Genomic DNA, 16,430 nt, shown 5'->3' on the forward strand with positions numbered 1-16,430 from the left:
CGCTTAGGTCTGACAAGAACCGCGCTCTGAGTGATAGCAGAGCGCGGTTTTTTAATATGCGCTTTACGGTTTTCACGGCATAGTCTCCTAAACAACTCAAAGGCCGCAACATGTCCGCACCCCATTTCGATTATTTCAAAGAAGCTCTAACAGGCGAATCCCGCTGGTGGAGTTGGATCATGGTGTTTTGGTTTACGATATTGGGCTGGCTCTTTGTTCAAATTCCTATCACAGGCCCTATTCCTGAGCTTGCAAGAGCGGCTGACCCCGAACTGGGCGCAGAAATTGACCGCGCGACCGCAGATATGATGACGGGAATTGATCCCACGGCTGCGGCATTATTTGGACTTTTATTTGTCGGCGGCACATTGCTTGGCCTAATAGGCTGGCTCATAAACCGTAACACCAAAGACACGGCGCAAAAGATATTTGGCATTCTAACGGGAATAGGCGTCGTGACATCAATTGTGGGGCTTTGGAAGCTCATGGGCGTCATGAACGATCCCGAAGCCAACTCTACGATTCTAAAAGCCATGGGCGTTAGCCCGATGGCCTACATGCTGTTCTTATTGGTTTTTCCGTTTTCGCTTATCGCGCTTTATCTGGGGCAAAAGTTTTTACATAAACGTAGCATCTTGAGTCTTCATACAACGGCTAAGAAAATACGATGGTCACGCGGCCTGCAAGCCTTCTGTGTGACATGGGTTGTGCTCGGTTCTTTAACGGCTGTGGGTCATTTTACAGGCCTAAGCCCTATCAATACCAATTTCGATGCTGGTAGGTTTTTAATATACGCCCTTGTTTCTCTTATCTTTATTCCAATGCAGTCCGGCACGGAAGAAATTGTTTTCAGAGGCTATCTCAACCAAGGATTCGCTCATATCCTCAAGAATAAATGGGTTGCCTTCATCATTACAAGCGCCCTCTTTGCTTGCATGCATCTCTCAAACCCTGAAGCCCTGAAAGGCGCAGAAGATGGCATTCTGCTCCTGACAATGAGCAGTTATTTCTTCTTCGGCTTTGTAGCGTGCCTCATGGTCTGGATGGATGACGGACTAGAATCTGCAATTGGCTTCCATGCCGCCAACAATACCTTTGCCGCTATCTTTGTAAATTACGAAGGATCTGTCCTGCCCACACCCTCACTCTTCATGGCGACGCCCAATACTGTGATTGACGTGCCCACAACTTTGCTAGCGATGGGGTTGATTGCAGCGATACTTTATAAGACACGTAAGCCGCTAGATATGACTTTCGCATAACAGCAGAGAAACAGAAAACTAAAGGGCCTGACGACCCTTTTCTGTTAGACGGCATACCAACCAATCAGGTTTAAGGGGGTTGGCAAACCAGCGCTCGACATAACCCTTTTTGAGGCAAGCTTGTATGAGGGCCGCCGGAATTTCCTGACCGCGTTTATCAAATAAGGGGAGCTTACCGCCGGGTTGCTTAAGACCCTGCTTCAGATAATTTTTCTCAGCTTGAGATATTTTATGCCCCGCAGACATGCGAGATTTTACTGCCGTGCTCATAGCCAGCCCACCCATTTTATACACCAATTGAAGGATTCATAGTCTTCGCGACTTTTCCCATTATATTTCACATGATAAGAGAAAACGGCTTATATTCAGTTAATAAGCCAAAAGATAAAAAGAGGACGTCCACTTGTCAGATATTTTTAAGAAAATCTCATCTATTGAACCCGTGGATGATGATGCATTGGATGCTCTCAACATTCGGCCTTCGGATAAAACACCCCGCAAATCTTTCCTACGTCCCTTGACTGATGACGAAGTTGATGACGACCCTGTCCCTGCATTTATCACACGTGAGAGTGATAATATGCCCGCTGAAACAGACCCGATCAAAGATGCAGCCCCTGCAACAAAGGCAGAAAAGGTCGCTGTAAAACCTGTAGATTCCGTGACACCGCCACTTGAACCTTATCAAGCGCCGCTTTCAGGCACGGCCACATTAGGAGCGGTCACCGCGACATCTGTTGCTGATAGTCCTCCTTCAACAGGATGGATGAAATGGGTTGGACTCTTGGCCATTCTTGCTTGGTTGGGTGCAAGCTTTGCCTATATGTATGGTTTTTTTGATTTGGAACGCAAATGGACAGACCTCAGCCCTATTCAGATTGCAGGTCTCATCTTGGCGATTTTGCTTCCGGCTCTATTGTTAGGACTATTGTTCTTTGCGCTTAGGCAGCTCGCCAATTTCTCGGCGCAATCCCATGACCTCATTCGTGCGGCACATACGCTTTCAACGCCAGATGATAGTGTGGTTGCCAAGACAGCCATCATGTCCATGGCCGTAAAAACAGAAATTGACAGCATTGACGCCCGCATTGACCAAGCTCTTGCCCGAATGAGTAGCTTGGAAAGCGTGTTGAAAGACCAAACACATGAACTCACGCTTGCGACGGCGGCCACAACCCAAACAGCAGACGAAATCGCGGGACGACTCTCTACACAGAGATTGGCTCTTGAACAAATCGCAGGGACTTTTGATAACCGTATGGCTATGCTCTCCTCGACCTTGGATGAACAATCAAACAAGCTTGAAGCCTCTACACAGCTTGCAGAGCATAAGATTCAAGAAGCCAGAGTTAGCATTGACGGGGCCGCGGAGAAAATCAATGCCGCCTCAGATGTTGTTAAAGGTAATACGGTAGAAGCCGCCTCAACTCTTACGAAAAGCCATGAAGAGATTGAAGGCTTGGCCGACATGATACGCGCAAGGTCTGCTGAACTCGATGAAGTATACCGTAAACATGCCAAAGATTTGACAGCCATGATTGCTCAGCTGCGCGATGAGCAACAGGACATGTCGATCTCATTAGAAGAACGCTTGGTCAAAATGCGCGATATGTCCCTCTCTGCCAAAGTTTCCGCTGAGAGCCTAACCGAGGCCTCTCAAGCCGGTAAGGTGACTGTTCAGGCCCTTGCCGAAGCGACGCGGCTTACGGATACTGCGGTTAAACAACGCTTTGCCGATATGGAGCAGATGGTTAAGTTCTCGAGCGATAAAGCCGAGAGTATCAGCGATCAAGCCGCGCGGCGTGTGCAGGATAGTCTGGGACACACACGCAAAGAAATTGCGCGCATCGAGAACGATATGGTCGCTTTGCAAGCGCGTTTAAATGCACCTAGACCCGCTGAAACTCTCCCGCTTGAAATGCCTGAGCAGCCAAAACCGGTGAAACGCAAACGCATCCGCCTTAAGCCGCTTGAGCAGGATTTTCCGCCTGTGGAGCCGCCGCGTATTCCAGATGAAACTCCGCGCCCATTAAACCTCAGAGCCGCCCCTAAAGGCGATACTGTATTTAGGCCTTATACGCCTGAAGCCGAGGACCCAATGTCAATACCACGACCTGATGAACAGGCGTTGGAATTATTGGAAGAACTTACATTAGAAGTCGAACCCCTCGATTTAACTGCTGACATGGCGCCTATTGATAACAATGCTGATATCACATCCTTTGATCCTGAAGTTGATTTACAGCCAAGCCCGGAGACTTTGCGGCCCACGGCTCCGCCAATGTCAGAAGACATCGTTGGATTTGGGAAGAAAAAGACGAAAGCCAATAAAACCAAATCTGGCTGGCGATGGCGGGATATGCTCGGAGGCTTAGAACGTCCTGATGAAGCTATGGCTGAAAATGAAACGCCTCTGACCTTAGCTGAACCTTCGCCTCGTGAAATATCCGATCAACGCATGATTGCGTCGTTAAGTGCCCTTGGCTTAACTCCAGGCGCCATTGTTGATGACGGCTGTATTATCGAAGCCGCCAATACCCGCAAAGCCAAAGGCGCGGCAGCCATGAGTGCGGCTGTGGCTCTGCGCATGGGCGAGGCTGTTCGGCATTTACACCTTGCGATTGGTCAAAATGGCGCTCTTGAAATGGATGCAAGGACTTTCGCAGCGCAATATCAAAGCCGCCTAAGCCTCATAGAACATGACAGAGAAGCGATACGGACAGCTCTTGAATCAGATGGCGGCCGTGCTTTTCTGCTCTGTGACGCCGCTTTAAACGGTTAGTGAAAAACACCTTGATTGGCGGGGCACAAATAAAGCTTCCAAACATAAAAAAAGCCGCCCCCGAAGGGACGGCTTGAAAAACAATTTGCTATGTTCAGGGCTTAATATGACCCGAAACGGTACTTAGCTGTTACGCCGTAAGTCCGTGGACGTGCAGGGTAACCATTGATTGTTGGAACTTGTCCTGGGAATGATTGAATAACACCCGGGAAAACTGTTTGGAATTCTTGATCATTTGTCAGGTTACGAGCCCAAAATTGCAAGGACATTGCATCTTTGTTAAAGCCGATACTCGCATTCAAACGATCAACTTGGTCAGTAAGATTAAACTGCTGGATGATGCGTGTGCTGCTTTGATGCTCAAAGTCGCCGCGAATATAACCGTCAATCTTATCTGTAAGTTGGAAGTCCCAATTGGCACCGACAGAGAAGCTGACCTCAGGAACACCAGCAACTTTTTCGCCACTAATGTCACCACTCACTGAATTTGTGAAGCTGTCATAAATCGGATCAAGCAATGTCATTGAGAACGTGCCTGTAAAATTATCATCCAAACGGAACATTGAGTCGAGCTCAAGACCTTTTGTCGATTGCTTCTCGGCATTGGTAAAGACGAAGGCCGTACCACGGAAACCATTTGTTTGGAAATTGGTGATGGACTGATCAAACAGAGCAAGGTTGATGTAACCCCAGTCAAACTTTGTCTTCACGCCAATTTCGAACACTTCAGCTTCTTCAGGTTCTGAGAAACGTGATCCAAAGTTCGCGTTGAACGGACTTGCAACATTGATATCCGCTTGAGACACAGTTGCTGTAGATGCATTGCTGATGAGCGACCCATCATTGAGCTGGAAGCGGTAGTTATTCGGCAAGAGGCCCGCAGAATATAATGCCGCCGCATTATCAATAGATGGACGTGAGTCTCGGCTTAAGTTCCATGATGTCGCTTTGTAACCCGTCGCGTAAGACACATAGGCATTAAAGCTATCTGTGAATTCATAGCCAAGCTTCAATGTGTAATCGACATTCGTGTCGTTTGAACGCCCGTCTTCCAATGGGTTATTCGCATCGCCGCCAAATGGCAGGAATTGCGGTTGGAACTGGAAACCAGCCAAAGCCAGAAGTGGGTTATTTACAGACTGTGCCAAGGCAGCAGATCCTGCCGCTACCGACGACTGGAAACCACCAAAAGCAGCTTGTCCAGGGACAAATCCTGTTCCTGGAACAAAACACTGTGTTCCGAAGATTGTCGCTAGATCATTCGGGAATGCCAAACCAGAAAGGAAGCCTCCAGCAGGATTAGCTGGGTCAACCAAACAAGACGCTTGGAACGCACCAAAGTTAGCCGCCAAACCGCCAGCGGTTAGAACGTTCGTACCAAAGTCACCTGTGAGATTGGCGTTACCAAAGACATCAGTATTGACTGTCCGCGCGGTGACTGTCTTAGAGTCATCTACATAAGCCAAACCAACTGTTGCGGTCAGGCGATCCGTAATTTCATAGTCGACATTGCCAAAGACGTTAAAGGCTTCGTTCTTCTGTGTTGAAAACTCACGTGTTGTGGTCTCGTCTGCAAATGACGACCCTGGAGCCAAAATACCGCCGGACGCGGCTTCGAGACCTGCAAAGCCTGCTCCCAAGAAGTCGAGGTAATTACGCGTGTCTTCACCATAATCCAGTCCGTTTTGAACGTCGGCATCTTCATTAAAGTAGAAACCGCCAATCAACCAACTCAAAGGGCCGTCGCCTGTAGAGGCCAGACGCAGTTCCTGCGTGAAAGTTTTCAAGCGGTTATCACGAAATTCCTCAACAAGAACGGCTGTTGTGAAATCGACATCGCCAACATTGAGCGAATCATTATCTCGATAAGCTGTGATTGATGTAAGCTCTGCAAAACCAAGATCATAATCGACATGCATTGAGAGGCCGTAATCTTTGATTTCATTTGTTGGGTTTACATCACGATAGTCAACAAATGCGAATACATCATTCGGGTCAGCCAAGGCGCCGCCCAAAACAGGGCTTGTGATAATCGCCGCCGTTGGACCATTTTGCAGGTTCGTCACGTGACAGCAAATTTCGTCAATTTCACTGTAATCTGCAATAAAGCGAACAGAGGCAACGTCGTTAGGCTCCCAAAGAAGCTGACCACGTAGATTGAAACGGTTACGATCATTTACATCTGGAAGACCTTGAGTGAAAGCTTCGGCATAACCGTCTTGGCTGTTATATCCACCTGAGAGGCTATAGGCCATCGTTTCAGAGAGTGGGCCGGTAACATCAGCTTTAAGGTTGATGTTGTTAAAGTTACCATAAGTGCCAGACACGCTGCCGTTGAAATCAAATTCGGGCTTAGCAGTTACAATACTGACAACACCAGCAGAAGCATTTTTACCAAAAAGCGTTGATTGCGGTCCTGACAGGACTTCAACACGCTCTAGCTTGGGCAAATCACCAATCGCTGAGGATGGACGTGAGCGGTAAACACCGTCAACGAAAACACCAACAGATGGCTCAAGACCAGTATTGTTGGCACCGTTACCAAAACCACGAATGGTAAAGGTTGACTGCGCGGAGTTCTGATTTGTTGTCACAACCAATGAAGGCACGACCGATTGTAGATCTTTAATATCGCGAATATTTGCTTTCTCAATTTCTGCGGCGCTAGTCACTGTGACGGCAACAGGTGTATCTTGAAGTGTTTGTGCCCGCTTTGTAGCTGTAACGATAATCTCGTCTTCAACTTGAGCTAAGGCAGGCGCGGCGGCAACCATCATGAATGTGGAGCCGAGTAGGAGGGTTTTTTTGAGCATGGTTTCCCCGTGTGCTGTTAAGTTTACGTCATGCAGCCTTGAATGGCCGCTATTTATGTTTTTATCGCTACAGTGCAATTTGTTGCATATCAAGAGACAACCGTCTCTATTTCCGATTTTCGCAAGACTGTGTCTTATTTAACACATACAGATTTTACATTTAAGAAAACCCAGATAAGGGCTATATCGCCTCGCAGAAGTGTTTTGCTTTCGCGCTTCATTCAGATTAAAGCCGCGCCATGGTCGACGCATCCGAGAAAAATATTGAAGACGAAACTCCGCAAGGCACTTGGCATACTCGCACCGCAGACAACGCGGATATTGGTATCCGTGTCGATAAATGGCTTGCGGGTTGGACAGAGTTATCGCGGGCCAGAATAGGCGCTCTTATAGAAGCCAAACAAGTTCGCGCCGATGGTGATTTAGTTCACAAGCCAACGAACAAAGTCCGCCAAGGCATTGAATATGCTGTCTTTGTACCGCCGCCAGTTGATGACACACCGATAGCTGAGAATATTCCTCTCGACATACTCTATGAAGATGATCAGCTTATTGTCGTCAACAAACCTGCGGGGATGACAGTCCATCCTGCGCCAGGCTCTCGTTCCGCGACATTGGTCAATGCGCTACTTTATCATTGCGCTGATAGCCTCTCAGGCATAGGCGGCGTTATGCGGCCGGGCATCGTACACCGTATCGATAAAGACACATCAGGCGCGCTTGTCGTCGCGAAGACGGATCGCGCGCACCGGTATCTGTCAAAGCAATTTGCCAAACACACGGTCGAGCGCGTTTATATCTGCCTTGCCCGAAGCATTCCTAAACCTCGCGAAGGCCGCGTCGAAAGCCGCCTGGCCCGAAGCGTATATGACCGTAAGAAACAAGCTGTTGTCCGTGGTACTTTGAGCAACATAGAAGCCTCTGATCACGGCCGCCATGCCATCACAAATTATAAATATATCAAAGGCTTCGGCCAACAACCCAATGCAGCCGTCGGCGTTCCGCAGGTTAGTATGATTGAATGCCGACTGGAGACGGGCCGCACCCATCAAATCCGCGTGCATCTGGCGCATATTGGCTGCCCCCTACTTGGCGATCCACTTTACGGAAAACAGAGAGCCTTTCTAACCAGTAAAAGCCCGGGCGAAATCGCCGTTAAAGAGGCGATGAGCCATTTCAAACGCCAAGCCCTGCATGCAGCCAGCCTTGGCTTCAAGCACCCGACGACCAAAGAGTTTATGGCCTTTGAAACGCCCCTCCCGCCCGACATGGCCGGATTGCTTCAGGCCCTAGAGCAACTGTAATTTCACAGCCATTTCACCTTGCAATCCACAGTAAGGCTGACTAGGGGTCGCGTTTTCAGAGAGGAAAGAACCAAGATATGAAAAAAATACTCATTCTAAGCGTGGGCTTTATGGCCATGACGATGACTCCCGCTATGGCTCAAGATAGCGGCTTGGAAGCCCATGTGGGTATCTCCATGTATGAAAATAATGATTTTACAGGCGCACAAGGGCGTCTTGGCTACATGCACAATGTCGGCGCCTTTATGCTCGGTGTTGAGGGTGAAATCGGAACGGCCTTTACAGAAGTCTCCGAAAGAATCAACGACCCGCAATTAGGCAATATCGACGTGGACTTAGGCGTTGACTCCAATGTTGGTATATATGGTGTTGCGCGGACCAATCGTGACGCGGGTTTTGGCCTAATCGGACGACTTGGATATCACTCTACAAAATTTGGTGCGACCGTCAGCAACGCTGCAATTGGCAATGTGTCGGCTGATCTCTCAGCCAATGGTTTCGCTGGCGGTATCGGTCTGGATTATGCTTTTGGCGAGGCACGGAAAAATGTTGTGCGATTTGATGCTACATATTTGGATCTGGGTGATCTTGCCATTGATGATGGCATGACTGTCCTTGCATTATCTTATGGACGCCGTTTCTAAAGAGTTCAAAACATAAGACTTGTGATACCCTGCCTCGCTCAGGGTATTTTTTTTGCAATATGGCTTAAGACATCGCTCTCTTCCGAAAATTCATCTTGGAACCCTTTAAATCGCTAATGAGTTCCCTATATGTATCCATCGGAGGGTTTGTATGACTAAAACTAAAACCACATTACCCGCTAAGAAAGCGGCTAGCACAGCGAAAACGAAAGACGCCTCATATTCTGGCAATATGAGCCTGTCTTTAACGCTATCTCCTGAGCAGGGGCTAAACAGCTATCTGCAAGAGGTGCGAAAATTTCCCATGCTTGAGCGCGATGAAGAATTTATGCTCGCTAAGCGGTGGGTTGAGCATCAAGACTCTGCTGCGGCGGAAAAAATGGTAACCTCTCACCTACGTCTCGTCGCGAAGATCGCTATGGGCTATCGCGGATATGGCCTGCCTATCGGTGAAGTTATTTCAGAGGGTAATGTTGGCCTGATGCAAGCGGTCAAGAAATTTGATCCTGATAAGGGTTTCCGCCTGTCCACCTATGCCATGTGGTGGATACGTGCCGCTATTCAGGAATATGTACTTCGCTCATGGTCGCTCGTGAAAATGGGGACGACCGCCGCACAGAAGAAGCTCTTCTTTAACCTGCGCCGCATGAAAGGCGAGATGAAAGCCATTGAAGATGGCGACCTTCGCCCTGAACATTTGTCTAAAATTGCCACAAAACTAGGCGTAAAAGAATCAGAAGTGACCTCCATGAACCGCAGAATGGGTCATGGCGGCGATGCTTCGCTTAATGTCACCATTGGCAGTGAGGATGGTTCTTCGGAATGGCAGGATTGGTTACAAGATGACAGTGCCTCGCAAGAAGAGGTTTTGGCACAAGACCAAGAACATGATGCCCGTATGGAACTCCTAACGGAAGCCATGTCTGATCTAAATGAGCGTGAGCGGGATATTATTGCAAAACGTCGCCTGGCTGAAAAACCTATGACACTCGAAGATTTGGCGGGAATATATAACGTCTCCCGTGAACGGATTCGCCAAATCGAAGCGCGTGCCTTTGAAAAACTACAAGAAGCTATGCTGAAAGCGGCCGGAACATCAGGCCTCATTGAAGGATAGGCTTTAAGGTAATTTGGAACGATTAGCCGCCTGCCCCGTTAATTCTGTGAACATTAACACAGGAGAGACTTATGCAAATTTACAAACGCTTAGAACAAGATCACGATAAACAACGTGACCTCTGCGAGCAGATAAAGCATACGCGCGGTGATTCTGAAAAGCGGAATAAGCTATGGGCTGAACTGCGTGTCGAGCTCGAGGCTCACGCTTCTGCTGAAGAACAGGCTTTTTATTCGGAGCTGATGAAAGACCCGAAAGGAACAGATGACACGCGCCACGCGGTAGAAGAACACCAGCTTATGACAGAGCAAATCGAAGTCTTGGACAATTTGGACATGGATGCTGATGTCTGGATGAAAAAGTTTGAAAAATTGGCCCATAAAGTCATTCACCATGTGGATGAAGAAGAAGCCGAATTTTTCCCGAAAGCCAAAAAGCTCTTCTCCGACAAAGAAGCGGAAGACATGTGCGATGCTTTTAACGAGCGCAAGCCAGCAGAAATAGAAAAGCAAGAACTCGCAGCTTAAATATCTATACAAAAGCTTATGCACACCCCGTCTCGGCGGGGTTTTTCTTTGCCTTGGTTTTGGCACAGCTTCGCCGCAATTTATAAAATTGCCTTAAACATTCCTTGAGCACGTCTCATTAAGGGCTGTTTTGCTCCGCATTTACGTTCCTATCACATCATCACAGGGACGGATATATCATGCGGCTAATACACACTTCACTTATCACAACAGCTATTTTTCTAGTGGTATTCTCTACCTCCGCCCGGGCGGATACACCTCCCCCGCCTAACCCTGCTTCAGCCGCAATGAATACAGAGATTGGCATAAATGAAGTGAGTAATGGATCCCTCTTATTCAAAACAGATCGGCTTAATCGCTACCTTAAAGCTCCCATGGTTTCGACCGATGTAAAAATGAAGATCGCTGGACCTGTGATACGCACAACATTATCCCAGACCTTTCAGAACACTTCTGATGAATGGGTCGAGGGCGTTTACGTCTTCCCCCTCCCAGAAAACGCTGCCGTTGACCGCTTGCGAATTGTCGTAGGTGGACGTTTCATCGAAGGTCAAATCAAAGAGAAAAAACAAGCTAAGAAAATTTACGAAACGGCCAAAGCTCAAGGTAAAAAAGCTAGTCTGGTTGAGCAGCTACGTCCCAATATGTTCTCCGCCTCAGTGGCCAATATTGGCCCCCAGGAAGCTGTTGCCATTCAGATTGAATATCAGGATAAAAGCGTTATAAAACAAGGTTTTGCATCACTTATTTTTCCCATGACTGTCGCGCCGCGATTTTCTCCGCCGTCAGAAGTTATCAAACTAGCAACAGCAGATGGCGGCACTATGCCCGTTGTCCTTGATCCTGTATTGGACAGGCATCTTATCAGCCCGCCTGTGATGGACCCCAAGGATGAACCCACGGAATATTTGCGCCTTCCCGTCAGTATAGATATTGAATTGGATGCTGGCTTTGATGTGGCCGAGATTGACAGTCCTTATCATGACATATCTGTAAACCGGATTGATGGTGACAGCGCGCATATCACTCTGGCCGCTGGAGACGTTCCCGCTAATCGAGACTTCCAGTTAAAGTGGAGAGCACAAGCCTCACATGAACCGCAACGCGCTGTCTTCAAAGAAACAATTGGCGAGACAAGTTACTTGATGACGATGATGTCCCCGCCTTTGCCGGAGACTCCAATCTTATTAAAGAGCCACGCACGCGAGATGCTCTTTATTATCGATACATCGGGATCAATGGGCGGCACGTCTATTGCGCAGGCCCGGCGCGCCCTCAAGCTTGGCTTAAACCGGCTTGGCCCGGAAGACAGCTTTAATGTCACCCGCTTTTCCGGTGATTATTCAAAATTCTCTGATCGTCCACTCCCAGCCACAGAAGAAAACATTCAACGCGCTCTGCGTTATGTTGAAAGGCTCACAGCAAATGGCGGAACCATGATGCGTCCAGCTTTAAGCGACAGCTTTAAAACCAAGAGCGACGAAGAACGTTTGCGGCAAATTGTTTTCATCACAGACGGCGCTATTGGGAATGAGACAGAGCTCTTTGCTTTAATTCAAGACAAGCTAGGAGACGCCCGCATGTTTCCTGTAGGCATCGGTTCTGCGCCAAATCGGTTCTTTATGTCGCGAGCTGCCAAATTCGGACGTGGGACCATGGTTATGATTGGAAAAATTGATGAGGTTGAAACACAGATGGGAGAGCTCTTTGCGGCGCTTGAAAACCCTGTGCTCACGAATTTACAACTTAGCCTCAAGGATAAGGGCGAAGCTTATCCCTCACGCCTGCCTGATTTATATGACGGCGAACCTGTCGTCTCAATCGTAAAGCTTGCGAGCCATGACATACCCAAATCTCTAACGATTTCAGGCCAATATTCTGACAGCCCCTATAAAGGCCGCGTGGATCTCACTCAAGCTATCCCCGCCAAAGGATTATCCGTTTTATGGGCTCGCCAGAAAATCGCGGATTTGGAAGAGCGCCGTTTTGACAGGCAAGGCGCGGCGGAAATCGACGCAAAAATCCTCAAGACGGCCCTCGATCACCATCTGGTCAGCCGACTGACCTCACTTGTCGCTGTTGACGTTACGCCGTCACGTGACATGTCAAATCCGCTACAAACTTTGAAAGTTCCGACGCAACTCCCCGCAGGGTGGGATTTCGCCAAACTTGCGTCAAATAACACAGCCTCCCATCGGGCCTCCTCCGCCGCCAACACGCAAGCCGCCCCTGCACCCAGACGCACAGCCCCAATGCCCTCTACGGCGAGCCCGCATAGTCTCATGGTGCTACTCGGTTTGATGCTTATGCTATTTGGTATCCTCACGCGCCGCCGCCGACATGTATAAGCTTGGTGTCATAAGCGCGCTTATCGGCGCAGCGCTATTTGGCAATGGTATATATATCGGCGGCAAAGCCCTGTTAGCGCAACATTTATTGGAACGGTCTTGGACCAAGACAATTTCCAGCGGAGAGGTGCATCTGCCATGGGATTGGATGGATGCTTATCCAGTGGCTCGTATAAAGTTTGAAGGCCAAGCCAACTCGCACATCGTCCTGAACACCGATAGCGGTCAGGCTTTAGCTTTTGGCCCTGCGGTGATAAGCGGGACTGAAAATACCAATATGCTTGCCATTGCCGCGCATAAGAATACACAGTTTCAAAACTTAAAAGAGCTAAAATCCGGGGAGGTTATCACTCTTGAACCAGCTAAAGGTGACAAGATTATATTCCGCGTCACGCATAGCGAAATTCTTGACAGCCGCGAGCAAGAGCTTCCCATCGGAGATGCGTCCGAAACGCCTTCAAATTTAGCCCTTGTAACCTGCTACCCCTTTGACGCTATCAGCTTTAACGGCCCCCTGCGCTATGTCGTTTATGCGGAGCGCATGAACCTTAGAAAGACGACTTAAAGCCCTAATTCCAAACGCGTTTTCTTCGTCAGGCGCTCTATCGCCATGCGGTAAGACGCTTCGATATGAATGCGTAGGTTTTCATCATCGAGGCCAGGCGCGGCGTAATGCTGTATCCATTTCATTCCGCGTGAGGCGAGATAAGGCGCGGGCCGCAAGCCCGGTTCCTGGCGCAAAACTTCATAGGCTATGTCTGAGGTTTTAAAGGTGACTTGAAACCCGTCATCCCCTTCGCGCGCCATAGCAAAAAGCTTCCCCGCCACCTTCCAAACATCCGCACCACCCCATTGGATAACGTGCTCAGTTTGAGGGAGTGTGGCGCAATAGGTGTTGAAGGTTGAGAGATTCATGGGCACCCTCCCCCTTTAAAGGGGGAGGTGGGCGCGAAGCGCTCGGAGGGGGGAGCCGCAAGCTCCTCGCCTTTCAGCCACAGATAAATCGCTTCAATCACGCCATCCGTGCCAGTGTGGATATCATGATTACTAAAGCGCATGATATGCCAACCAAGTTTATTTAAATAATCTGTTCGCTGTGTATCGTAAGCCTTAGCTTCATCGGATAGATGCGTACTTCCATCAATTTCAATCGCAAGATTTTCTGACAAGCAAGCAAAATCAACGATAAAGCAATCTATTGGATGTTGGCGCCGGAATTTGAAGCCCGCCAAGCGCCTTGCCCGCAAATCTTGCCAAAGCACCTTTTCCGCAGGTGTTTGATTGTGACGTAGTTCTTGTACGAAAGGTCGGGACTGCCATTCTGACTCACGCATAATTAACAGCCTTTCTTGCGGCTCCCCCCTCAGTCAGCTTCGCTGACAGCTCCCCCGCAAGCGGGGCGAGCAGACATCACTCCACCGTAAAGGGAACTATCGTGACGCTTTCACCACAGCCGCAAGCATCAGTTTGGTTTGGGTTTTTGAAGGTGAATTTAGAGGACATGACGTCTACCTCGTAATCCACGACTGAGCCCAGAATAAAGAGCACTGCTTTAGCATCCACGACGATCTGCACGTCTTTATCTTCGACAACTTCGTCAAATTTCTCGATCTCGGACACATAGTCCATGACATATTCCATGCCTGCACAACCGCCATTGGTCACGCCTACGCGCAAGTAACCCTCGCCGCGTTCATCGAGAATTTCACGCACGCGCGCGGCAGCGGCATCCGTAAGGGTAACGAGTTTAGGGCGTGGTCTGCGAGTTCGAGTGGTGACGGTCATAGCATATTTAATTCTAATTTGGCCTCATCGCTCATGCGGTCGGGTGTCCATGGCGGATCGAAAGTCATGCTGACTTCGACGCGGCGTACGCCGGCGACGACTTCGCAAGCTTCGCGCACCCATTCAGGCATTTCGCCAGCTACGGGACAGCCCGGTGCGGTCAGAGTCATTTCAACTTTCAACAAGCGGTCATCTTCTAACTCGACTTTGTAAATCAAGCCTAGCTCATAGATATCCGTCGGGATTTCAGGGTCATAGACCGATTTAAGCTGTCCGATGACATCTTCAGTAATGCGCTCTATTTCTTCGTCCGATGGCGGTTCTATGGGCGCGCCTGAAACATCAATCACGTCTCGCTTTGGCGTGGAAGACACGACACCTTCGGCTGCTTCCGCGGGCGCAGGATGTTTTGGCACTGGCAAGTCTTTTGCCGAGTCGAGCCCTGGAATTTGCGCATTCGCCATCGCTTCGGCGCGGCGCTGTCTGTCTAATGTCGGATCAATCATAACGGTCTCTATATAGTCATTTTTCTAAGATAAAAAAGTGGTAGCTTTTTTCACGCCTTCAATGAGGCGATCAGCTTCGTCCAATGTATTGTAAATACCAAAGCTCGCCCGGGCTGTAGAATGAATGCCCAGCTTGGTCATGAGGGGCTGCGTACAATGCTGCCCTGCCCGCACAGCAATGCCGTATTTATCAAGAATTTGCGCAACGTCATGGGCGTGGGCCCCCTTGAGGTTAAAGGCTAGCACAGAGCCCTTTTCCTGAGCATCGCCAATCAGGCGGAAACTGTTGATAGCCCGAAGCCCATCCAGCGCATGGTAATAGACCGCCATTTCATGTTGATGCACCTCAGCAGGGTCAAAGCCAGTGTACCAATCAATCGCCGCGCCAAGGCCAATCGCTTGGAGGATGGGCGGCGTTCCCGCTTCGAATTTATGGGGTGGATCATTATAGGTGACGCGGTCTTCAAAGACGTCTTCAATCATCTCGCCGCCGCCCTGAAAGGGCTGCATGCGCTCAAGGATGTCGGTCTTGCCGTAAAGCGCGCCAATCCCCGTGGGGCCATATAGTTTATGCCCTGTCATGCAGTATAAATCGGCGTCAATATCAACGACATTGACGGGCATATGCACAGCGGCTTGCGTGCCATCGACGATGAATATTGCGCCCGCCGCATGGGCCCATTCGCCCATTTCTTTGACGGGATTTACCGTGCCCAGCACATTGGACATATGGACGATGGACACGATTTTCGTCTTCGGTCCAAGCATTGATTTATAGGCCGCGAGGTCCAGCTCGCCCTGCTCTGTTACGGGAATAAACTTTATCACCGCGCCGTAACGTTCGCGCAGGAAATGCCACGGCACGATATTGGAGTGATGCTCCATTTGGGTAATAATGATTTCATCGCCAGCTTCAATTTCACCTGCAAGACCGTAAGCCGCAAGGTTCAACGCTTCGGAGGCCCCTTTAGTGAAGACGATATTCTCTGGCTTAGGCGCGCCTAGGAAGCTCGCCACTTTCGCCCGCGCGCCTTCATATGCCTCGGTTGTTTCATTGGCCATCGTATGAAGCCCGCGATGCACATTGGCAAAGCTCGTGCTCATCTGCCCCGTAATGGCATCAATCACCGCCTGCGGCTTTTGCGCAGAGGCAGCATTGTCCAGATAGGCCAAAGGCTTACCATTTATCTCTCGCGAGAGAATGGGGAATTGAGCGCGGATATTGTCGATGTTAAAGGACATTAAAAATTACCAATAGAATTTTTATCACAGCTAGAGCAGTGATAGTTATGCCTATGAGCTTTAAAAAAGCGAAAGGCCGGTAAGTTGGGTTTTTGCTAAG

At 49.1% G+C, this 16,430-nt stretch carries 15 protein-coding genes; 8 read left to right on the forward strand and 7 right to left on the reverse strand.

What is annotated here, in order from left to right:
• The first annotated feature begins 110 nt into the window (after positions 1 to 110).
• Positions 111 to 1,262, forward strand: a complete 1,152-nt coding sequence (locus F569_RS18660; protein ID WP_051279139.1) for a CPBP family intramembrane glutamic endopeptidase — start codon at positions 111 to 113, stop codon at positions 1,260 to 1,262.
• Positions 1,263 to 1,280: 18 nt separating this feature from the next.
• Here F569_RS18660 and F569_RS0102505 read toward each other — a convergent pair whose 3' ends face one another.
• A complete protein-coding gene (locus tag F569_RS0102505) occupies positions 1,281 to 1,532 on the reverse strand; it encodes a hypothetical protein (protein ID WP_233353573.1) in 252 nt (83 codons plus the stop codon).
• Positions 1,533 to 1,665: 133 nt separating this feature from the next.
• Between F569_RS0102505 and F569_RS0102510 the strand changes: the two genes are divergently transcribed.
• Entirely contained in the window at positions 1,666 to 4,044 is a 2,379-nt protein-coding gene (locus F569_RS0102510; protein WP_026940906.1) for a coiled-coil domain-containing protein, read from the forward strand.
• 101 nt (positions 4,045 to 4,145) lie between these two features.
• Here the strand turns inward: F569_RS0102510 and F569_RS0102515 are convergent, their stop codons facing one another.
• The gene (locus F569_RS0102515; RefSeq protein WP_026940907.1) at positions 4,146 to 6,857 is read right to left on the reverse strand and encodes a TonB-dependent receptor; all 2,712 of its coding nucleotides are present in this window, start codon (positions 6,855 to 6,857) and stop codon (positions 4,146 to 4,148) included.
• 239 nt (positions 6,858 to 7,096) lie between these two features.
• Here F569_RS0102515 and F569_RS0102520 point away from each other — a divergent pair, with 239 nt between their 5' ends.
• The 6 genes from F569_RS0102520 (at position 7,097) to F569_RS16120 (ending at position 13,362) form a co-directional block, all read left to right on the forward strand.
• Positions 7,097 to 8,161 (forward strand): RluA family pseudouridine synthase, encoded by a 1,065-nt coding sequence (locus F569_RS0102520; protein WP_084168726.1) that lies wholly within the window; start codon positions 7,097 to 7,099, stop codon positions 8,159 to 8,161.
• Between the two features lie 77 nt (positions 8,162 to 8,238).
• Positions 8,239 to 8,805, forward strand: a complete 567-nt coding sequence (locus tag F569_RS0102525; protein ID WP_026940909.1) for an outer membrane protein — start codon at positions 8,239 to 8,241, stop codon at positions 8,803 to 8,805.
• A gap of 232 nt (positions 8,806 to 9,037) precedes the next feature.
• The gene (gene rpoH / locus F569_RS0102530) at positions 9,038 to 9,922 is read left to right on the forward strand and encodes an RNA polymerase sigma factor RpoH (RefSeq protein WP_026940910.1); all 885 of its coding nucleotides are present in this window, start codon (positions 9,038 to 9,040) and stop codon (positions 9,920 to 9,922) included.
• 71 nt (positions 9,923 to 9,993) lie between these two features.
• Entirely contained in the window at positions 9,994 to 10,449 is a 456-nt protein-coding gene (locus F569_RS0102535; protein ID WP_026940911.1) for a hemerythrin domain-containing protein, read from the forward strand.
• 179 nt (positions 10,450 to 10,628) lie between these two features.
• Complete coding sequence (locus tag F569_RS16115; RefSeq protein ID WP_051279142.1) at positions 10,629 to 12,797, forward strand: marine proteobacterial sortase target protein; 2,169 nt, start codon at positions 10,629 to 10,631, stop codon at positions 12,795 to 12,797.
• Positions 12,790 to 13,362, forward strand: a complete 573-nt coding sequence (locus tag F569_RS16120; RefSeq protein WP_051279143.1) for a class GN sortase — start codon at positions 12,790 to 12,792, stop codon at positions 13,360 to 13,362. The genes F569_RS16115 and F569_RS16120 overlap by 8 nt, the downstream gene beginning before the upstream one ends.
• On the opposite strand, the gene F569_RS0102550 is transcribed toward F569_RS16120, so the two are convergent.
• The 5 genes from F569_RS0102550 to F569_RS0102570 form a co-directional block, all read right to left on the reverse strand.
• Complete coding sequence (locus F569_RS0102550) at positions 13,359 to 13,712, reverse strand: MmcQ/YjbR family DNA-binding protein (protein WP_026940912.1); 354 nt, start codon at positions 13,710 to 13,712, stop codon at positions 13,359 to 13,361. The two genes, F569_RS16120 and F569_RS0102550, sit on opposite strands and share 4 nt — an antisense overlap.
• On the reverse strand, positions 13,709 to 14,131 hold the full coding sequence (locus tag F569_RS0102555; RefSeq protein ID WP_034387113.1) for an endonuclease domain-containing protein: 423 nt from the start codon (positions 14,129 to 14,131) through the stop codon (positions 13,709 to 13,711). Before F569_RS0102555 ends, F569_RS0102550 begins: the two co-directional genes overlap by 4 nt.
• Before the next feature lie 76 nt (positions 14,132 to 14,207).
• Positions 14,208 to 14,582: a HesB/IscA family protein gene (locus F569_RS0102560; protein WP_026940914.1), complete on the reverse strand. Its 375-nt coding sequence runs from the start codon at positions 14,580 to 14,582 to the stop codon at positions 14,208 to 14,210.
• Entirely contained in the window at positions 14,579 to 15,046 is a 468-nt protein-coding gene (locus tag F569_RS0102565) for an SUF system Fe-S cluster assembly protein (RefSeq protein ID WP_084168841.1), read from the reverse strand. The genes F569_RS0102560 and F569_RS0102565 overlap by 4 nt, the downstream gene beginning before the upstream one ends.
• 66 nt (positions 15,047 to 15,112) lie before the next feature.
• On the reverse strand, positions 15,113 to 16,330 hold the full coding sequence (locus F569_RS0102570) for an aminotransferase class V-fold PLP-dependent enzyme (RefSeq protein ID WP_026940916.1): 1,218 nt from the start codon (positions 16,328 to 16,330) through the stop codon (positions 15,113 to 15,115).
• Positions 16,331 to 16,430: the final 100 nt, after the last annotated feature.

The sequence above is a fragment of the Hellea balneolensis DSM 19091 genome (assembly GCF_000428525.1).
GTDB classification, from domain to species: domain Bacteria; phylum Pseudomonadota; class Alphaproteobacteria; order Caulobacterales; family Maricaulaceae; genus Hellea; species Hellea balneolensis.